This window comes from Aquabacterium sp. UBA2148 (assembly GCF_002328915.1).
Lineage (GTDB): Bacteria > Pseudomonadota > Gammaproteobacteria > Burkholderiales > Burkholderiaceae_C > Aquabacterium > Aquabacterium parvum.
The window spans coordinates 1,936-3,501 of the sequence record NZ_DCXA01000146.1; the positions used below are offsets into that span (position 1 = coordinate 1,936).

2 protein-coding genes are annotated in these 1,566 nt (G+C 68.6%); both read left to right on the top strand.

All coding sequences use genetic code 11. The features are described from left to right. The coding region (locus B2W70_RS07950) for an FAD-binding protein (protein WP_286744551.1) at positions 1–1,021 on the top strand (1,021 nt) is incomplete at its 5' end. Positions 1,022–1,068: 47 nt separating this feature from the next. Beyond that, positions 1,069–1,566 (top strand): bile acid:sodium symporter family protein (locus B2W70_RS07955; RefSeq protein ID WP_286744553.1); only part of this gene is annotated, 498 nt, incomplete at its 3' end.

Below are 1,566 nucleotides of genomic sequence, written 5' to 3' on the forward strand. Positions count from 1 at the left end.
CGTGGTGGTGCTGGCCATGGGCGGCGTCAACGGCTCGACCGAGCAGTGCATCGCCAACTGGCCGGCGCACCGCCCGCGCCCGGCCACCCTGCTCAACGGTGCCCACCCGTTTGCCGACGGCGTCCTGCACCGCCTGGCCACCGACGAACTCGGCGCCCAGCTCACCCACGCGGGCGAGATGTGGAACTACGCCGCCGGCATCCCGCACCCGCAACCGCACTTCCCCGGCCATGGTCTGTCGACCATCCCGTGCAAGTCGGCGCTGTGGCTGGACCACGCCGGCCGGCGCATCGGGCCCGAGCCCCTGGTCACCGGTTTCGACACGCACGAACTCTGCCAGCAGGTGGCCGCGCAACCCAAGCCCTGGACCTGGCACCTCATGAACTGGCGCATCGCGGCCAAGGAGTTCGCCATCTCCGGTGCCGAACACAACCAGCGCGTGCGCGACAAGCAGCTCGTCCATTTCCTGCTGGAGATCGCGTTGGGCAACCACCGCCTCGTCAAGCAGATGCAGCGCGAGAGCCCGCACTTCCTGGTCGACGACACGCTGGCGGGTCTGGCCCGCAAGATGAACGCGCTGACGCTGGCCGAACAAGGCGAGCAGCACATCGACCCGGTGGTGTTGCAGGCCACGGTCGACGCTTTCGACACCAACTTCGCCAAGGGCCTGGAGCTGGCCAACGACGACCAGGTCCGCCGCATCGTGCACGCACGACAGTGGGGACCCGACCGCATGCGCACCTGCAAGCCTGCGCCATTGCAGGCCAGGGGCGCGGGCCCGTACATCGCCATCCAGGTGCAGCTGATCACGCGCAAGAGCCTGGGTGGGCTGCAGACCGACTTGCAAAGCCGCGTGCTGCAAGCCGATGGCCAGGCGGTGTCGGGCCTGTATTGCGTGGGCGAGGCGGCCGGCTTCGGCGGGGGCGGGGCCAGCGGCAAGCGGTCGCTGGAAGGCACCTTCCTGCCGGGCTGCATCCTCACGGCCCGCGCGGCGGCCCGCTCCATCGTGACCGGGGCTTGATGCGCTTCGTTTTCACCCCATCGACAACCGTCTGACAAGGAACCAAGGTGCAAGGTGATGTTGTTTCCAGCGTGCTGCTGCCGCTGATCCTGGCTTTCATCATGTTCTCGCTCGGCCTGGGGCTGACGGTGGGGGACTTCCGGCGCATCCTGGTGCAGCCCAGGGCCCTGCTGGTGGGTGTCTTCAGCCACTTCGTGCTGCTGCCGCTGGTGTGCTTCGGCATGCTCAAGCTCATGGGCCTGAGCGGGGCTTTCGCGGTGGGCTTCATGATCCTGGCCGCGTGCCCCACGGGCGCCACCTCGAACCTGCTGACTTACCTGGCGCGTGGCGACGTGGCCCTGGCCCTGGGCTTCACGGCCATCGCCAGCTTGCTGACGATCTTCACCTTGCCGGTCATCGTGACCGGGGCGCTGGCGCACTTCATGGGCACCGAGCGCGCGGTCAACGTGCCGGTGGGTTTGATGATGGGGCAGGTGGCTTTGGTGATGGGCCTGCCGGTCACGCTCGGCATGGTCGCGCGCCACCGCTGGACGGGCTGGGCGCTG